Annotated in this window: 16 protein-coding genes and 1 pseudogene; 6 read left to right on the forward strand and 11 right to left on the reverse strand. The window is 59.5% G+C overall.

From position 1 onward, the window contains the following. Positions 1–112 precede the first annotated feature (112 nt). The 7 genes and pseudogenes from JN403_RS25890 to JN403_RS12040 form a co-directional block, all read right to left on the reverse strand. Complete coding sequence (locus JN403_RS25890) at positions 113–316, reverse strand: DUF2931 family protein (protein ID WP_345945844.1); 204 nt, start codon at positions 314–316, stop codon at positions 113–115. Then, on the reverse strand, positions 310–798 hold the full coding sequence (locus JN403_RS12015) for a DUF2931 family protein (RefSeq protein ID WP_345945845.1): 489 nt from the start codon (positions 796–798) through the stop codon (positions 310–312). The genes JN403_RS25890 and JN403_RS12015 overlap by 7 nt, the downstream gene beginning before the upstream one ends. Further along, positions 785–1,480, reverse strand: a complete 696-nt coding sequence (locus tag JN403_RS12020; protein ID WP_240356908.1) for a DUF2931 family protein — start codon at positions 1,478–1,480, stop codon at positions 785–787. The genes JN403_RS12015 and JN403_RS12020 overlap by 14 nt, the downstream gene beginning before the upstream one ends. Further along, entirely contained in the window at positions 1,446–3,308 is a 1,863-nt protein-coding gene (locus JN403_RS12025) for a DUF2235 domain-containing protein (protein ID WP_205487095.1), read from the reverse strand. The genes JN403_RS12020 and JN403_RS12025 overlap by 35 nt, the downstream gene beginning before the upstream one ends. Positions 3,309–3,416: 108 nt before the next feature. Next, a complete protein-coding gene (locus tag JN403_RS12030) occupies positions 3,417–3,914 on the reverse strand; it encodes a hypothetical protein (protein WP_205487096.1) in 498 nt (165 codons plus the stop codon). A gap of 244 nt (positions 3,915–4,158) precedes the next feature. Next, positions 4,159–4,287: pseudogene (locus tag JN403_RS12035) on the reverse strand (organic hydroperoxide resistance protein); the annotation flags it as partial. Positions 4,288–4,356: 69 nt separating this feature from the next. Beyond that, positions 4,357–4,830, reverse strand: coding sequence for a MarR family transcriptional regulator (locus tag JN403_RS12040; RefSeq protein WP_205487097.1), 474 nt, complete (start codon positions 4,828–4,830; stop codon positions 4,357–4,359). A 210-nt stretch (positions 4,831–5,040) separates the two neighbouring features. Here JN403_RS12040 and JN403_RS12045 point away from each other — a divergent pair, with 210 nt between their 5' ends. Then, positions 5,041–5,787: a sulfite exporter TauE/SafE family protein gene (locus tag JN403_RS12045; RefSeq protein ID WP_205487296.1), complete on the forward strand. Its 747-nt coding sequence runs from the start codon at positions 5,041–5,043 to the stop codon at positions 5,785–5,787. 22 nt (positions 5,788–5,809) lie between these two features. Here JN403_RS12045 and JN403_RS12050 read toward each other — a convergent pair whose 3' ends face one another. Continuing rightward, positions 5,810–6,664: a LysR substrate-binding domain-containing protein gene (locus JN403_RS12050; RefSeq protein ID WP_205487098.1), complete on the reverse strand. Its 855-nt coding sequence runs from the start codon at positions 6,662–6,664 to the stop codon at positions 5,810–5,812. Between the two features lie 96 nt (positions 6,665–6,760). Between JN403_RS12050 and JN403_RS12055 the strand changes: the two genes are divergently transcribed. The 3 genes from JN403_RS12055 to JN403_RS12065 all read left to right on the forward strand — a co-directional run bounded on the left by JN403_RS12055 (position 6,761) and on the right by JN403_RS12065 (position 8,962). After that, positions 6,761–6,994 (forward strand): DUF1127 domain-containing protein, encoded by a 234-nt coding sequence (locus tag JN403_RS12055; RefSeq protein WP_240356910.1) that lies wholly within the window; start codon positions 6,761–6,763, stop codon positions 6,992–6,994. 49 nt (positions 6,995–7,043) lie between these two features. Next, positions 7,044–8,291: a winged helix-turn-helix domain-containing protein gene (locus JN403_RS12060; protein WP_205487099.1), complete on the forward strand. Its 1,248-nt coding sequence runs from the start codon at positions 7,044–7,046 to the stop codon at positions 8,289–8,291. A gap of 200 nt (positions 8,292–8,491) precedes the next feature. Continuing rightward, the gene (locus JN403_RS12065) at positions 8,492–8,962 is read left to right on the forward strand and encodes a PA2169 family four-helix-bundle protein (protein WP_205487297.1); all 471 of its coding nucleotides are present in this window, start codon (positions 8,492–8,494) and stop codon (positions 8,960–8,962) included. 113 nt (positions 8,963–9,075) lie between these two features. Here JN403_RS12065 and JN403_RS12070 read toward each other — a convergent pair whose 3' ends face one another. After that, positions 9,076–10,422 (reverse strand): 3-deoxy-7-phosphoheptulonate synthase class II, encoded by a 1,347-nt coding sequence (locus JN403_RS12070; RefSeq protein ID WP_122535607.1) that lies wholly within the window; start codon positions 10,420–10,422, stop codon positions 9,076–9,078. 206 nt (positions 10,423–10,628) lie between these two features. Between JN403_RS12070 and JN403_RS12075 the strand changes: the two genes are divergently transcribed. Beyond that, positions 10,629–11,384, forward strand: coding sequence for a spermidine synthase (locus JN403_RS12075; protein WP_205487100.1), 756 nt, complete (start codon positions 10,629–10,631; stop codon positions 11,382–11,384). On the opposite strand, the gene JN403_RS12080 is transcribed toward JN403_RS12075, so the two are convergent. Further along, on the reverse strand, positions 11,385–12,176 hold the full coding sequence (locus tag JN403_RS12080; protein WP_205487101.1) for a crotonase/enoyl-CoA hydratase family protein: 792 nt from the start codon (positions 12,174–12,176) through the stop codon (positions 11,385–11,387). 414 nt (positions 12,177–12,590) lie between these two features. Here JN403_RS12080 and JN403_RS12085 point away from each other — a divergent pair, with 414 nt between their 5' ends. Further along, positions 12,591–14,267, forward strand: a complete 1,677-nt coding sequence (locus JN403_RS12085; protein ID WP_122623792.1) for a DEAD/DEAH box helicase — start codon at positions 12,591–12,593, stop codon at positions 14,265–14,267. Between the two features lie 245 nt (positions 14,268–14,512). Here JN403_RS12085 and JN403_RS12090 read toward each other — a convergent pair whose 3' ends face one another. Next, complete coding sequence (locus tag JN403_RS12090; protein WP_205487102.1) at positions 14,513–15,280, reverse strand: class III extradiol ring-cleavage dioxygenase; 768 nt, start codon at positions 15,278–15,280, stop codon at positions 14,513–14,515.

Genomic DNA, 15,280 nt, shown 5'->3' on the forward strand with positions numbered 1-15,280 from the left:
TCGCCACGCGTCATACGGTAGCTCCATCCCGTAGTCATTAGCGCTGCTGCATCCGCTCAGAATCAGGCTCAAAACGCATCCGAGCAGGACGTTGATGTTTTTTGACCGGACTTCACCAAGAGTCGTAAGGGATGCCGAACTTGTCGATGTATGCTCGCGACTCTGGTTCTAGCTCCAAGGCATAACGGCCGTTTGTACGCCCTTGGTCAGGTCCTTTTTCAACGACCTTGGCTTGCACGCGGCTGACTTCAATCGCATTAATGCAAACTCCCATGAGCCAGGTTTTGACAACGCCACCGGGAGCGAGACCTACCACCAGATTCTTTCGGTAGTCATCGATCCATACCTTGCTTGCATCGCAATAGGTTTTCCCCCTTCAAGCATGGATTGCTGAATCTGCTCCGGGATATCAATGTAGGCTTCATAGGTATGGGGTTCTGCCAACGATTGCCAGCGGACATAGATCAGCCGAGGGACATCTGCACGCCAAACATGTTTTCCCGCCCCGTCCCCGGGGTTTTTGGGCCATCCTCTCGGGGTTCCCTTGAGGTTAGGCGGAGTCTGAACTGCCGCCACGCCACTCATTGCACGTCTAAATAATCGGCCTTTCACATCGACGACGTTTGCCGTCTCAATCCAGACTTCCATGTAGTTGGTGGCCAGAAAGCCCAATCGCCACGCGTCATACGGCAGCTCCACCCCATAGTCGTTAGCGCTACTGCATCCGCTCAGGATCAGGCCCAATACGCATCCGAACAGGACGTTGATGTTTTTTGATCGGTCTTTACCAAGAGTCATAAGGGATGCCGAACTTGTCGATGTATGCTCGTGACTCTGGTTCTAGCTCAAGGGCATAACGACCGTTTGTACGCCCTTGGTCAGGCCCTTTTTCAACGACCTTGCCTTGTACGCGGCTGACTTCAATCGGGTCGAGGCACGCGCCTCTTATCCAGGTTTTAGCAATGCCGCCCGGAGCGAGCCCGATTACCAGCAGCTCACGGTGGTCGGTGATCCAGTTTTTGGTTCCTCTGCAGTACGTTTTTTCTCTGACCTCCAACATTTCATGCCGAGTTGATTCAGGAATTTCAATGTAGGCCTCGTAGGTCTGTGGTTCGGCCAACGACTGCCAACGTACGTAGATCAGCCTAGGAACATCTGCTCGCCAAACGTGCTTGCCTGCTCCGTCCCCTGGCCGTTTAGGCCACCCTCTCGGATTTCCTGTTGAATTGGGTGGAGTCTGAACCGCCGCCACGCCACTCATTGCACGTCTAAATAATCGTCCTTTTACATCGACGACGTTTGCGGTCTCAATCCAGACTTCCATGTAATTGGGGGCCAGAAAGCCCAATCGCCACGCGTCATACGGCAGCTCCACCCCGTAATCGTTAGCGCTGCTGCATCCGCTCAGGATCAGACCCAATACGCATCCAAGGAGCGCATTGAACCTACCGATTGTCATGAACAATTCGCTGATGGTCATCAGTTGGCCGATTGATGAACATCGGTCCGATGCTCGTTCGATTCCTGTCTTTCACCGCGTTCCAGCTGGCTGAAAGGTGGATGTAGCGGCGCAGGAGCAATGCCTCTTCTTCGGTGCTCAGGCCCAGCGTCACTGCATGCCCAAGGGCGTATGCTTTCAGTTTCTCAGCGATTGCCTCCAGTTCTGACGGCAACGATAGTGAAGCGGTTTGCGGGATGTGTTTGAAAGGCACACTGTGTTGCAATCCCAGCTCCCGCATCACCCGCAGATAAATCTTCGACAAGTCTCCATCCACTTCACGATCAAGTGTGGTGAGGACGTAAACCTGCTTGTGAAGGGGGATTTGATTTTCCTGCGTGCGCTCTTCGTCTTCGGAGCGGCAATGTATGTCCACCTCAAGACCCTGATCGACTAAGCGTCTGACCAAAGGGCCGACGCTTTGAATGGATTGTGAAAACGCAAGCGACTGTTCGTTGGGTGTGGTCTTTCGTTCCCGGCTACTCGCCGGTTTCGCGACCAGCAGCCGTTCACGCATACGCGGCCGGTAGCCGCCGCCAATGTCTGAGTGCGAGCCGGGCAGAACTATATCGTTCTCGGTTCGGATCAGGGCGAAATTCAATCGATGCTCATCCCGCGCTACCAACTGCACTACTTTGCGGGCGGCACCCGTTGGGAGCCCCAGGTTGAGTCCCCCGTTGCGATCATTGCCGGGGCTGAAATCCAGCATTAACGGCGTGACAATGCCTGGCACGGTGTCAAAAAGACCAATGAAGTTCAAATGGAGATCTTGCTGGACTCGCCAGCCGAACCCTTCAATGAATATCGAGTTACCGGTAGGCAATGCTTTTGCAAGCATGCTGTTGACGCCTTTTCGAATGTCATTGACGAAATGACGAGCTGCAGCGGCTCCACGGCTGAACCCAAATACATCGATTTCAAGTTGCTTAATCGTTATCTCAGGATGGTTATCTTTAAATACTCTCAAGCGACGTAATATCAATGCCGAGCTCTGTTCAACCCGCGCCACGACCCCGTTTTTACCTCTACCAGTTGCTTGCCCCCACAGATCATCTTCGCCACCGCTAATAGTCCCAATACCTTCCAGATAAACCTTCAGTGCCGCCTCTTCAGCATCCGGCTTGAGCGAGACGTCGGAATGGTCCATGTACAAATCATAAAGCCGCGCCACATTGGAGGTGTCATTCCCAAAGCTGTTGTCTGGCGCACTCCCGTCAATCCCATAGCCAAATTCGGCACAGAACTTCTGAATTTCTTCGGCTTCATTTTCCAGCCCGACATCCCGCGCCATGCAACCTGCAACCGTTTCGCTGTTGGCCTGGTTGTTACCGGTGCCATCAAAGAACACGCCGAGGCGCAAAGTGATCAGTCGCTCCTGCTCGACTTCTTCTTCCTCTTCTTCGATGTCCTGCTCTCTCTGCGCGTCGGCAGGACGGCGTGGGTTGAGAGGCATCGGCGTAGCTGCAACGGCAGCACCTTGCACGTAACCAGCGGCGGAAAAAGGCCTGCCGGCTACTGCCGCCGGACTTTCCTCGTTCTCGTAGGCGGCACAGAACAGCGATGGTTCCAACCGGGCTTTACAGGGGCAACCGCTGACACTGTCCAGGGTGCCGGCCAGGCGAATGCCGTCACTGATCATGTGGGAAATTCCGCCTTCGATCCGATACGTTTTACCGTCGACACCGCACTTCACCGCGTCGCCCTCTCGCGACTGTTCAATGCCGTGCAACACCATGCGGGAGGTTGCTTGCGTGACGAATCCGCCACAGCGGGTCTTGTCGTTCAGTCGGATGTAATAACCGGTAGCCATCAATACTCGTTCCCTGTTCAGGTGTCGCGTCCATGCGAAAGAGTGGGGATGTGGGAGATCCACGCGAAAGCCTGATGGGCAGGTCGCGCAATGGAACCAAGTGGGGTGTTATTCGGCGTTAGCGCTGCCAACGGCAGGCAGGAAGTCGGCAGCCAAAGGGACGCCCTGGCGGGCTACGAACGGTCTGTGGGGCTGTGGCGTGTTGATGATCTCGTCGCCGTTGCACAAGCGGCTCCCCACCAACGCGACGTGACCATTGCTGTGGCCTGCGCCTGTGATGATGTGGGCGGTGGAACCATCCGGATAAAGAACGCAGTCTCCCTTATGCGCTAAGCGCACTTGCTCGCCGTTCTCCAGGGTGCACGTGATCGTCGACTGCGTTTCTTGAACAATGCCGCCGTTGCGGGTCTGGCTGCCTTCAGTGGCAAGCCGGTAGATGCCGATGGGCGGATGGGCCAGGCAATAGGCTTCTTTTTTGCGAATGACCGCCACAGCGTCTTCGTGAAATTCAGCCATTTGCTCAGAGGTGAAGGTGGGCGTGTCGAGTGTCTGAAGAAAGTCGCCTGTCACTTCATTGGTGTACATCGGAGCGAGTGAGGTCGTCATGCCCAGGTCCTGAGTCGTGATCATTCTGAGAGGGGCCGTATCAATCAATGCGGAATGATTGAGCGGGTCGGACAGAAATGATGATCAGGGTCAAAGCCGGAAACCGAAGCGTCTTGCCTGCGATGACGTAGGACGGAAATGAAAAGCGCGTCGTCCATTTCTTGCAGAAAGTGTCTGTTCGTACTCAGCAAAAAGCCCCTGACTCTTGCGAGTTCAGGGGCTTCACTGCGCGTGTGAGCGAGTGTCAGACAGTCATGTGCAGACGGACATCGACGTTGCCGCGTGTGGGATTGGAGTAAGGGCACACTTGGCGGGCTGCATCGACCGGCGCTTGGGCTTCGGCATTGTTCAATGCCAGCAGACCGATGTGCAGTACTGCGCTACTGCTTAGTGTGCACGTTAAATTTTGAGCTTTTTGAGAATTGCCGATTACGGCAGCCGATCAGAGGCTCTCGAGCAGATTTCCACGCAGGGCGAGCAGGTCTTTCTGCAGGGCCTTCAGCTGTTCAAGGTTGATGCCGCTGGCGGCCAGAATGCATTGCGGCACGCTTTGCGCCTTTTTGTGCAGCGCCTTGCCTTGCTCGGTCAAGGTCAGCAGCACAACCCGTTCATCTTCCTTGCTACGGGTCCGGCGGATCAGGCCTTCGGCTTCCAGACGTTTGAGCAGTGGCGTCAGCGAGCCGGGATCGGTGAGCAAGCGGGTGCTGACTTCTCCGACGGTCAAGCCGTCGCGCTCCCACAGCACCAGCATCGCCAGGTATTGCGGGTAGGTCAGGTTCAGTGCCTGGAGCAGAGGCTTGTAGACCTTGGTCATCATCAGCGACGTCGAGTACAGGGCGAAGCACAGCTGGTTATCCAGCAGCAGCTCGTCGCAACTGCCAGCGCCAGCCTTGTGGGTGGGCTCGTTGGCGTTCATGGGGTGTCCCTCTCAGTCAGTAATGCTCGGTAATTTAGTGCCCTGCTGTTTAATGCACCAGATAATTTCGGTAATGGCCGGGCGTGGGGTTTTCTATCGGCCGCCTCAGCCGCGGATCGTTTCCACATTCTGATATCGTCTCAGCGGATTTCCTCAACGGCACTGACTGCGTAGCATGCGCGCAGAAATCGGATCAGAGGATCGGCCGTGATTGTCGATGTATTGATGTACCTGCTGCTGGGCGCCGCCATGGGCACACTGGGCGGACTGTTCGGCATTGGCGGCGGGCTGGTCGCCATTCCGGCGCTGGGCGTGTTGTTCGGGCTTGATCAGCAACTGGCCCAGGGCACGGCGTTATTGATGGTGCTGCCCAATGTGCTGCTGGCGCTGTGGCGCTACAACCAGCGCAATCGGGTGTCGGTGCGCCATGCGCTGATGCTCATCGTGCCCAGTTTCACAATGTCCTGGCTGACCTCGCTGTGGGCCGTGCGCGTTGACCCTCAAATCATGCGCCTGAGCTTTGTCGGCTTTCTTGTGGTGCTGACGCTGTTTAACCTGATCCAGATGGTCTGGCGCAACGGGACCGTAGGCGCCGAGTTGCGGCACACCCGTTGGTTGTGGCTGCTGGGCGTCGGCTCGGGCGTGACCGCCGGGCTGTTCGGTGTCGGCGGCGGGGTGATCGCGACGCCCATTTTGACCGGCTTGTTCGGCGCGACGCAGGTGGCGGCCCAGGGCCTGGCGCTGGCCCTGGCGGCGCCGAGCACCACGATCACGCTGGCGACCTACGCTTTGCACGACCACGTCGACTGGCTGATGGGTATTCCCCTTGCGATTGGCGGGCTGGCCAGCATCAGTTGGGGCGTCGCCTTGGCGCACAGTTTGCCGGAGCGCGTATTGCGATCGCTGTTCTGCGGCTTTCTGGTGATTTGCGCGATCATGCTGTGCTTCAAGCTGTGATGCCTGATGTCATGAGTGCCCGTTACAGCCTGAACCCCTCCGCAATGTGATCGGCCAGGCACTCGGTGATCGGCGAAGGATTGTTGGGATTGCGCAGCAGTACGATGCTCGCCGACGGCAACTGCGGCAGCCCGTGCTGTTCCCCCAATACTTCCAGGTCCGAGGTGATCAGGCTTTGCAGCTGCGCCGTCACCGCCAGTCCTGCGCTGACCACGGCCATGATCGCTGACAGGCTCGCGCTGGTGTAGGCCACGCGGAATTCGCGGCCGGACGCCTGCAGCGCGTTGATTGCCCACTGCCGGCAAAAGCAGTCGGTGTTGAACATCGCCAGCGGCATCGGCGTTTGCTCCTGTGGGCTAAAGCCTGCGCCGACCGCCCAGACGAACCGCTCCTGGCGCAGGATCTGGCCGATTTCCTTGCCCGGCTCGCGGGTGACGATGCTTAAATCCAGGTCCTGGCGTTGCAGCAACTGCGACGAAGACTCGCAATGCACCTCCACCTGCACCAGCGGATAGGCCTGGGCAAAGCGCTGCAAAATCCCCGGCAGAAAGCGCATCACGTAATCGTCCGGCGTACCGATCTTCACCGTGCCGACCATGTGCGGCTCGCGCAGGGTGTTGAACACTTCGCTGTGCAGTTTCAGGATCCGTCGCGCGTAGCCCAGCAGCACCTGGCCTTCCGCGGTGAAGCTGATGGTGCGGCCGTCTTTCAGAAACAACGGTCGCCGCACCACGTCCTCCTCCAGCCGTTTCATCTGCATGCTGACGGCGGACTGCGTGCGATTCACCACCTCGCCGGCCTTGGTGTAACCGCCCTCATCGGCGATCGCGACAAAGGTGCGCAGCAGCTCGCTGTCGATACTCGGGTAGGTAGTCATGCATCAATCTCCCAGATGCAGTGCATAAGAAACATTCGTTGGATTGATCTTAGGCGCGGCGAGAGAATCTGCCCATCCCCACTGGAGGGCAGGACGATGAAAGGTCAAAAAGGTTACGTATTGGTCGCAAAACCTCTGTCGCAGGAATCCGCGCCGGAACGCTGGTGGAAATCGGCCGTGGCGCAGGTTGCTCGCTGGCGCAAGCTGCATCACCAGCGTGTCGAACTGGCCACCCTCAGCGATGACGCGCTGAAAGACATGGGCCTGAGTCGGGCGGATGTCTACGAAGAAGTGGAGCGTCCCTTCTGGGATGACCCGATGAAGCGCTGACAGAACAGCGGGTGATCGGTTAGCGTTGGGCACCGCCATGGAGGTCGCAATGCCCGCCGAACCGCCGAGTCACCCGCCACTTTCCCTCAAGCACGCGCGCCGGCTTGCGCTGGCCGCGCAAGGTTTTAACAGCCGCCAGCCGCCTGCAACGATCAAGGCCGCGCATGTCACGCAGTTGATCCAGCGACTCGGCGTGCTGCAGATCGATTCGGTCAATGCCCTGGTGCGATCGCACTACTTGCCGCTCTTTTCCCGGCTCGGTCCTTACCCGCGCGCATTGCTGGAGCAGGCGGCGTGGAGCCAGGGTCGGCAACGCAATCTGTTTGAGTACTGGGGCCATGAGGCGTCATTGCTGCCGGTTGAGCTGTACCCGCTGATGCGCTGGCGGATGCAGCGTGCGGCCCAGGGCGAGGGCATTTATCAGCAACTGGCAAAGTTCGGCCGCGAGCAGCGGACCACCATCGCCCGGGTGCTGCAGACCGTTCGGGATCAGGGCGCGTTGGGCGCGGGCAGCATCAGCACTCGGCAGGATCGCGCCGGACCCTGGTGGGACTGGAGCGCCGAAAAGCATGCGCTGGAATGGTTGTTCGCAGCGGGTGAGGTCACGGTCGCCGGTCGTCGCGGGTTCGAGCGCCTGTACGATTTGCCCGAGCGGGTTCTGCCGGCGGCGATCGTCAATCACCCTGATATCGGCGAATCCGACGCACAGCGCGGCTTGCTGCTGCATGCAGTCAAAGCGCTGGGCGTCGGTACCGAAAAGGACGTGCGCGATTATTTCCGGCAGGACCCGGCACCCGCCAGGCGCGGGTTGGCTGAGCTGGTGGAGGAGGGCGTGGTTCAGAGGGTTCAGGTGCAGGGCTGGAAGCAACCGGCGTACACGCTTGCGGGGTCGGTCGTGCCACGCAAAGTGGCGGCCAGTGCGTTGCTGTCGCCTTTTGATTCACTGATCTGGGAGCGGGGGCGCACCGAGCGGCTGTTCGATTTTCGCTATCGGCTGGAAATCTACACGCCCCAGGCCAAGCGTCTTTACGGCTACTACGTGCTGCCATTTCTGTACAACGAGCACATCGTTGCGCGGGTTGATCTTCGTGCTGAACGGGCAGCCGGGCGCCTGGCGGTACATGCGGTGCACGTGGAAGAGAAAGGGCTGGACGATGAGGGCATGCAGGCATTGGCCGGAAATCTGCGTCAACTGGCAGATTGGCTGGGCCTGCCCCAGGTGCAGATCAATTGCCAGCGAGCAAGTGCTGCCCGCTTGAGGGCTGCGTTTCTCGCGTGCGGCGTGGAACACCTCTAGCCGCCAATCTGCTCGTGGCACGGGCATTCTGCATGGAGGCTAAACGACAGTTCATGCAGAACACACGGGTTGTTCATCCGTTAATTAATTCAACCTGTTGATTTATAACGATAAATAATCATGTGGGCAGTTGGCCCGTCCCCTGCAACCACCACGGTATGCAAACGCTTTTGTATCAACCTGCCCATAAGGATCTTGAAATGACTGACATCAACAAAGAATCGATCTCGCTGCTCAACGACCTGATCGAAACCAGCAAAGATGGCGAGAAAGGTTTCCAGGCCAGCGCAGATGACATCAAAAATCCGACCATCAAAGAATTCTTTGTGAGCCGCTCGGCTGAGATCGCAACTGCGGTGCGCGAGCTGCAGTCCGAAGTTCGCGCACTGGGCGGCGATCCAGAAACGTCCTCCAGCGTCAGCGGCACTCTGCACCGCGCCTGGGTCGATCTGAAATCCACTCTAACCGGAAAAGACGACACCGCGATTCTCAACGAAGTTGAGCGTGGTGAAGACGTCGCGCTAAAGGCTTATAAAGAAGCGCGCTCGAAGGCTGTGGAAAAGAACCTTCCAGCCAGCGTTCAGTCGTTGATCGACAAGCAGCTGCAGGGTGTGCAGGCTAACCACGACAAGGTTAAAGCGTTGCGTGACGCCTCTCGCGCCGCCAGCTAAAAGTTGCCGCGAAAAAAACGCCAGCCCGTCTGGCGTTTTTTTATGCGCGTCGTGTCGGAGCGTTACGAGCCCGCTCGTGGCTGCAAAGATGTGTCCAACACTGGCGCGTCGCCTTATCGCCGAACCTGCTTCAACGTCTCGGCAATCAGAAACGCCAGCTCCAGCGACTGATCGGCATTCATCCGTGGGTCACAATGGGTGTGGTAACGGTCCGACAAGCCATCTTCGGTAATCGGACGTGCGCCGCCGATGCATTCGGTGACGTTCTGGCCGGTCATCTCGATATGGATGCCGCCGGCGTAGGTGCCTTCCGCCTGATGCACCTGAAAGAACTGCTTCACTTCCGCCAGGATCTGCGCGAAGTCGCGGGTCTTGTAACCGCTGCTGGCCTTGATCGTGTTGCCATGCATCGGGTCCGAACTCCACAGCACCTTCTTGCCTTCGCGTTCCACTGCACGGATCAGCGCCGGTAGATGGTCGCCAACCTTGTTGGCGCCCATGCGCGCGATCAGGTTCAGGCGGCCCGGATCGTTGTCCGGGTTGAGGATGTCAATCAGCCGGATCAGGTCATCGGTGTTCATGCTGGGCCCGACCTTGACGCCGATCGGGTTCTTTACCCCACGCAGGAATTCCACGTGGGCGCCGTCCAGTTGCCGCGTGCGGTCGCCGATCCACAGCATGTGCGCCGAGCAATCGTAAAAGTCATTGGTCAGGCTGTCGCGGCGAACGAAGGCTTCTTCGAAATTCAGCAGCAGCGCTTCGTGGGCGGTGAAGAAACTGGTTTCGCGCAACTGCGGCGAGGTGTCCATGCCGCAGGCACGCATGAAAGCGAGGGTCTCGTCGATGCGATCGGCAAGCTGGCTGTACTTGTCCGACAGCGCCGAGTTGGCGATGAAATCCAGGTTCCACTTGTGCACTTGATGCAGGTCGGCAAAACCGCCCTGAGCAAAAGCGCGCAGCAGATTGAGGGTCGCGGTGGACTGGTGATACGCCTGAAGCAGACGATCCGGGTCGGGCACGCGGCTTTTCTCGTCGAAGCCGATACCGTTGACGATGTCACCGCGGTACGCCGGCAGCGTCACGCCGTCAATTGTCTCGTCGTTGGAGGAACGCGGTTTGGCGAATTGCCCGGCCATGCGCCCGACTTTGACGACCGGGCAACCGGCGGCAAAGGTCATGACGATCGCCATCTGCAGCAACACCTTGAAGGTGTCGCGGATTTTTGCAGCCGAGAATTCGAAGAAGCTCTCGGCGCAATCGCCACCCTGCAGCAGGAACGCCCGGCCCTCGGTCACCTCGGCAAACTGCCGGCGCAGCTCTCGCGCTTCCCCGGCAAACACCAGCGGTGGATAGCTGGCGAGGGTCTGCTCGACACGGCGAACGTGGTCCGCGTCCGGGTATTGAGGTTGCTGCTGGATAGGCAGGTTCCGCCAGCTGTCGGGGCTCCAGGGTTGGCTCATCTTGAACTCGAAGTCAGTGCGATCGGACAGGCATGTTAGCAGCTCGCCTCGAGAATTTGCGTGACCTGCGGGGCGCGATTCGCCGACAATTCGCGCTTTTCCGGGCCGCCTCTTGCGTCTGTCTGCACACGAGGCCCGGGGCGCGGCAACGCCGATCCTTGCGGGCGAGCTCCCGAACCACTCTGACCATGGGTACGAAAACAGCAATGACCGAGGAACGCGTAGAGCACGTGTTGGCCGAAGTTCACGACGAATTCGGCAAGATCCGCGTACTTGAAGTGGCCGATTACCGCTTCCTGGAGTTCGGGGATGCCATCGAGCAGAGTTGCACGTTCACGGCCGATCCGGCCTGGCTCGAATACGACTACACCCGCGCCATGTTCATTGGCGCGCTCTGCCATCCTGCCCCGGAAAGCGCGCTGTTCATGGGGCTGGGGGCGGGCACGCTGACCCAGGCGTGTCTGAAGTTTCTGTCCCTTGACGATGTCGAAGCCATCGAGCTGCGCCCCGATGTGCCGCGCCTGGCCATGGAATTCATGGGCCTGCAGGACGATCCCCGGTTGTACGTGCGCATCGGCGACGCCCTCGACCTGCTGCCGACCGCCGAAGACGCTGATCTGATCTTTGTCGATCTCTACACCGACACCGGCCCTGCGGTGGGCCATCTGGCCTGGGGCTTTCTCGAGAAGTGTCAGCAGCGCCTCAACCCCGGCGGCTGGCTGATCATCAATCAGTGGGCATCGGACGACGGCAAGCCATTGGGCGCGGCGCTTCTGCGCGGGCTGTATCACCGTCATTACTGGGAGCTGCCGGTGAAGGAGGGCAATGTCATCCTCATCGTCCCCGCCGACCTCGATCAGACGCTGGACATTGACGCCCTCACCCAGCGCGCCGAGAGCCTCGCCCCGCAACTGGGCTATTCGCTGTTGCCGCTGATCAAGACGCTGCGGCCCGCCACCTGATCAGCAACCCCTGAACAGCGGCGGGCGTTTTTCGAGCAACGCCTGCAGGCCTTCTTTAGCGTCCTCGCTGTCCAGCACACGCCGGACCAGCGCAGGCAACGCCTTCGCGGCAACGCTTTCACCCTCGAGCACCGCCTGACGCGCGGACTCCAGGGTGGTGCGAATCCCCAACGGCGCGCGGTCGGCAATGTGTTGGGCCAGGCGCAGCGCCGAGGGCAGCAGGTCTTCGGGCGCCATCACTTCCTGCACCAGGCCCATGCGGCAGGCTTCGTGGGCGTCGAATTCATCGCCCGTGAGCAGCCAGCGCATGGCATTGCCCCAACCCGCGATCTGATGCAGCCGCAGGGTCGCGCCGGCGCAGGCAAAAATGCCGCGTTGCACTTCCAGATGGGCAAAGCGTGAATTGCTCGCACAGAGATTGATGTCAGAGGCGAGCATCAGCTCGATGCCCAGTGTCAGGCACCAGCCCTGGGCCGCGACGATTACCGGTTTGCTCACCCTCGGTCCGATCGACAGGCCCCAAGGGTCGAAACCGCCGGCCGGCAGTGTCCAGCCGTTTCTCAATGCCGCCCCTGCCTCGGCCAGATCGAACCCGCCGGTGAAATGATCGCCGTGGGCAAACACCACCGCGACCCGCGCCTGGTCGTTACGCTCGAACTCCCCGTAGGCCAGGCTCAACTGATTGAGCATGTGCATGTCGAAGGCGTTGCGTTTGGCGACCCGGTCCAGGCCGATGAGCATGATTGCGCCGCGCTGTTCCCGGCTGACGTGGCCTTTGATCGAAGAGGTCATGTCGCTGTTTCCTGCAGATGAGGAGAAAGGGAGGGTGGGGTGTCGCACTGTCCAGATGAATCGTTTAAGCTCTGCTCGCTACCGATACCGGGCACTTGAAAAGTAGACACTGACGCAGCTTTGCGCAAAGCCTGTGACAGTTGGCCGCAAGGGGCTGTTTCCCGAAAAAATCCTCACTTGTTTCAGCATTTCCGGTATAGTGCGCGCCGGCCTTTCATAGGGCCCTCGTCACGGTTTAGGTTCGCGAAGCCATCTTCTCAAACCGGTTCGGTCACGAACCACCCATGACGATCCATTCATCAATACGTTTTCGCAAATCCCCGCCGACAAAGCAGCCAGGGTGACTCTAGGGTCTTACACGGCACGCGCAGCTTTGAAGCATGGGTCTTTGCGGATGCACTCAGAGGCAGACCCATGACCCAGGAAACCGGCGGCTTCGCCGCTCTTAACCTTCACCCGACAATTGTTGCAGCTGTAGTAGCCACCGGCTACGAAGAGCCTTCGGCCATTCAGCAGCAATCGATCCCCATTATTCTCGCCGGTCACGACATGATCGGTCAGGCGCAGACAGGTACCGGTAAAACCGCCGCCTTCGCTCTGCCCATCCTGAGCCTGATCGACCCGACGAAACGCGAGCCGCAAGCGCTGATCCTCGCGCCGACTCGTGAGCTGGCCCTGCAAGTGGCCACCGCGTTCGAAACCTACGCCAAGCAGATGCCAGGCGTTACCGTTGTGGCTGTCTACGGCGGCGCGCCAATGGGCCCGCAGCTGAAAGCCATTCGTAACGGCGCTCAAATCGTCGTTGCTACCCCGGGCCGTCTCTGTGACCACCTGCGTCGTGACGAAAAAGTCCTGGCGACTGTGAACCATCTGGTTCTCGACGAAGCTGACGAAATGCTCAAGCTGGGCTTCATGGATGACCTCGAAGTCATCTTCAAGGCCATGCCTGAAACCCGTCAGACCGTGCTGTTCTCGGCGACCCTGCCGCAGTCGATCCGCGCGATCGCCGAGCGTCACCTGAAAGACCCGAAACACGTCAAGATCCAGAGCAAGACCCAGACCGTTACCGCGATCGAGCAGGCTCACCTGCTGGTTCACGCTGACCAGAAGACCTCTGCCGTGCTGAGCCTGCTGGAAGTCGAAGATTTCGACGCCCTGATCATGTTCGTGCGCACCAAGCAGGCCACTCTGGATCTGGCCAGTGCCCTTGAAGCCAAAGGCTACAAGGCTGCTGCGCTGAACGGCGACATCGCTCAGAACCAGCGTGAACGCGTCATCGACTCCCTCAAGGATGGTCGTCTGGACATCGTTGTTGCGACTGACGTTGCTGCCCGTGGTCTTGACGTTCCGCGTATCACTCACGTGTTCAACGTTGACATGCCGTACGACCCGGAAGCCTACGTTCACCGTATCGGCCGTACTGGCCGTGCCGGTCGCGAAGGTCGCGCCCTGTTGCTGGTAACGCCGCGTGAGCGTCGCATGCTGCAAGTGATCGAGCGCATGACCGGTCAGAAAATCGCCGAAGTCCGCCTGCCGGACTCCCAAGCCGTTCTCGATGCCCGCATCAAGAAACTGACCAACAGCCTGTCGCCGCTGGTCGCTGATGCTGAAGCAAGCCATGGCGAATTGCTGGACCGCCTGACTGCCGACATCGGTTGCACCCCGCGTGCCCTGGCCGCTGCTCTGCTGCGCAAGGCCACCAATGGTCAGGCGCTGACCCTGAGCGCGATCGAGAAAGAACGTCCACTGGTGCCGAACAACGCGCCACGTGGTGACCGTCCTGAGCGTCCGGCAGGCGACCGTCCTGATCGTGGCGACCGTGAACGTCGTGCCCCGGTGCCGTTGGCCGAAGGCCGTGCTCGCTGCCGTACCGCGCTGGGTGCCCGTGACGGCATCGCTGCGAAAAACCTGCTGGGCGCCATCCTCAACGAAGGTGGTCTGGCTCGCGAAGCAATCGGTCGCATCCAGGTGCGTGACAGCTTCAGCCTCGTCGAGCTGCCGGAAGACGGCCTCGAGCGTCTGCTGGCCAAGCTGAAAGACACCCGCGTTGCCGGCAAGCAGCTGAAGCTGCGTCGCTATCGCGAAGACTGATCTGCTCTTGAGCTGATCGTCTGAATAAAAAAATCCCCGACTGGTTCGGGGATTTTTTTGCGTGGGATTTGGGGGCTAGTGCTGCGTTTGGATGACTATTTGAAGGGGACAGATTTATTTACAACGCTCCACCGTAAATAAGTGAGTCCCCTATAAGTGTAAGTCCCCTATAAGTGCATAATCGATGGCGTTTGACCTGGCCTCTTCCCGGCTAAAGCCGGTCCTACAGGGCTGTATCCATCCCCTCAACCAAACCGATAAATGTCCATCCCCAGCGCCCCCATGGTGAAGCCCTGGTGCTCAATGCTGAATTTCCCACCCGCCGCCCGAGCGAAATACAGCGGCAGCAGGTGTTCATCGGTCGGGTGGTTGCGCACGGCGTGGGGCGCCTGGTTTCGGTAATCGTGCAGCGCTTCCAGATCATCGGCCGCCAGCTTTCCCACCATCCAGTCACGGAACGCCAGGGCCCACGGCGTGATGCTTTCAGGTCCCGCCTGCCAGTCCAGCTCTCGCAAGTTATGGGTGATGCTGCCAGAACCGATCAGCAGAACGTTTTCCTCGCGCAGTCCATTTAGTGCCTGCCCGACCTTCGTCTGCAGGGCGGGGCCCCCGCGCGTAGGCAGCGAGACCTGCACAATGGGAATGTCCGCCTGCGGGTACATCAACGACAAGGGCACCCAGACGCCATGGTCGAATGGCCGTTGAGTGTTCATGCGCGCTGGCAGGTCAGCCTCTGCCAGCAGTTCCAGCACGCGATGCGTCAGCTCTGGCATGCCGGGCGCCGGGTACTGCACGGCGAAAAGTGCGGATGGGAAGCCGCCGAAGTCATGCCAGGTCTCCGGCTGGGGATTGCCGTTGACCAGCAGTTCATTGCTTTCCCAGTGCGCCGAGACCATAACGATGGCTTTGGGGCGCGGCAGGGTGGCGGCCAAACGCGCAAGCGCGGGCCCGCTCTCACCCGGTTCGAGGGCAAGCATGGGCGAGCCGTGGGAAATGAACAGGCTAGGCAGCAT

The organism is Pseudomonas sp. 15A4, assembly GCF_016925575.1.
Classification (GTDB): Bacteria; Pseudomonadota; Gammaproteobacteria; order Pseudomonadales; family Pseudomonadaceae; genus Aquipseudomonas.

Excerpts from the sequence above, each read along its gene's own strand:
- JN403_RS12015 (WP_345945845.1), bottom strand. The coding sequence starts at position 798 with ATGACTCTTGGTAAAGACCGATCAAAAAACATCAACGTCCTGTTCGGA.
- JN403_RS12020 (WP_240356908.1), bottom strand. The coding sequence starts at position 1,480 with ATGACCATCAGCGAATTGTTCATGACAATCGGTAGGTTCAATGCGCTC.
- JN403_RS12025 (WP_205487095.1), bottom strand. The coding sequence starts at position 3,308 with ATGGCTACCGGTTATTACATCCGACTGAACGACAAGACCCGCTGTGGC.
- JN403_RS12030 (WP_205487096.1), bottom strand. The coding sequence starts at position 3,914 with ATGACGACCTCACTCGCTCCGATGTACACCAATGAAGTGACAGGCGAC.
- JN403_RS12040 (WP_205487097.1), bottom strand. The coding sequence starts at position 4,830 with ATGAACGCCAACGAGCCCACCCACAAGGCTGGCGCTGGCAGTTGCGAC.
- JN403_RS12050 (WP_205487098.1), bottom strand. The coding sequence starts at position 6,664 with ATGACTACCTACCCGAGTATCGACAGCGAGCTGCTGCGCACCTTTGTC.
- JN403_RS12055 (WP_240356910.1), top strand. The coding sequence starts at position 6,761 with ATGAAAGGTCAAAAAGGTTACGTATTGGTCGCAAAACCTCTGTCGCAG.
- JN403_RS12060 (WP_205487099.1), top strand. The coding sequence starts at position 7,044 with ATGCCCGCCGAACCGCCGAGTCACCCGCCACTTTCCCTCAAGCACGCG.
- JN403_RS12065 (WP_205487297.1), top strand. The coding sequence starts at position 8,492 with ATGACTGACATCAACAAAGAATCGATCTCGCTGCTCAACGACCTGATC.
- JN403_RS12070 (WP_122535607.1), bottom strand. The coding sequence starts at position 10,422 with ATGAGCCAACCCTGGAGCCCCGACAGCTGGCGGAACCTGCCTATCCAG.
- JN403_RS12075 (WP_205487100.1), top strand. The coding sequence starts at position 10,629 with ATGACCGAGGAACGCGTAGAGCACGTGTTGGCCGAAGTTCACGACGAA.
- JN403_RS12080 (WP_205487101.1), bottom strand. The coding sequence starts at position 12,176 with ATGACCTCTTCGATCAAAGGCCACGTCAGCCGGGAACAGCGCGGCGCA.
- JN403_RS12085 (WP_122623792.1), top strand. The coding sequence starts at position 12,591 with ATGACCCAGGAAACCGGCGGCTTCGCCGCTCTTAACCTTCACCCGACA.
- JN403_RS12090 (WP_205487102.1), bottom strand. The coding sequence starts at position 15,280 with ATGCTGCCTAGCCTGTTCATTTCCCACGGCTCGCCCATGCTTGCCCTC.